This is a genomic window from Streptosporangium sp. NPDC051023, assembly GCF_040689595.1.
Taxonomy (GTDB): domain Bacteria; phylum Actinomycetota; class Actinomycetes; order Streptosporangiales; family Streptosporangiaceae; genus Streptosporangium.
Map to the genome: position 1 here is coordinate 1 of NZ_JBFBCE010000263.1, position 1,157 is coordinate 1,157.

Here is a 1,157-nt window from a genome sequence, read left to right on the forward strand (position 1 = left end):
CTAGTGTCCTGCGCCGGTAATCCGTCGTTAGATCCTGTGTGAACTCTTCTGGTGAGCCGGTGCGTCGTCGGGGTCCGAAGTTGGAGCCGTTGGTGCTCTCCGATGACGAGCGCGCGGTGCTGGGGCGGTGGATGCGGCGGGCTAACTCGGCGCAGGCATTGGCGTTGCGGGCGCGGATCGTGCTGGCGTGCGCAGGCTCTGAGATTCCGTCGATCGTCGGGGTGGCCAGGGAGTTGAGGGTGGCGCCCGACACGGTCCGCAAGTGGCGGCGGCGGTTTCAGGCCGACCGGCTGGACGGGTTGATCGACGAGCCCCGGCCGGGGCGGCCGCCGACCATCGCCGTCGAAGAAGTGGAAGCGGTCGTGGTGGCGACGCTGGAGGAGATCCCGAAGAACGCCACGCACTGGTCGCGGACGTCGATGGCGGCCCGTAGCGGCCTGTCGAAGTCCACTATCGGCCGGATCTGGAAGAAGTTCCAGCTCAAGCCGCACCTGAGTGACACGTTCAAACTGTCGGCCGATCCGTTGTTCGTGGAGAAGGTCTGCGACGTCGTTGGCCTGTACTTCAACCCGCCCGAGGGCGCGGTGGTGCTTTCGGTGGATGAGAAGTCGCAGATCCAGGCGCTGGACCGGTCACAACCCGTGTTACCGATGATGCCCGGCATGCCGGAGCGGCGCACCCACGACTATGTGCGCAACGGCCTCACCACCTTGTTCGCGGCCTTCGACGTGGCCACCGGAGAGGTCATCGGCTCCCTGCACCGCCGGCACCGCGCCACCGAGTTCAAGAAGTTCCTGATCAAGGTCGACAAGCAGATTCCCGCCCATCTCGACGTTCATCTGATCTGTGACAACTACGGCACCCACAAGACGCCGGCCATCCGCGCGTGGCTGGAGCGCCATCCCCGTTTTCACATGCACTTCACCCCGACCGGCTCCTCCTGGATCAACCAGGTCGAGCGCTGGTTCGGCTTCCTGAGCGATCAGATGATTCGCCGCGGCGCGCACAAGAATGTGCAGGCTCTCGAGGCCGACATCCGCGCCTGGATCAAGGACTGGAACGCCGACCCCAAGCCGTTCATCTGGACCAAGACAGCCGAAGAGATTCTCGACTCCCTCGCCCGCTTCTGCCAACGAATCTCAGGCGCAGGACACTAG

The 1,157-nt window shown here is 64.7% G+C and carries 1 protein-coding gene; it reads left to right on the top strand.

The window, feature by feature from the left end; translation table 11 throughout:
• The first annotated feature begins 59 nt into the window (after positions 1-59).
• A complete protein-coding gene (locus AB0395_RS48570; protein WP_366295173.1) occupies positions 60-1,157 on the top strand; it encodes an IS630 family transposase in 1,098 nt (365 codons plus the stop codon).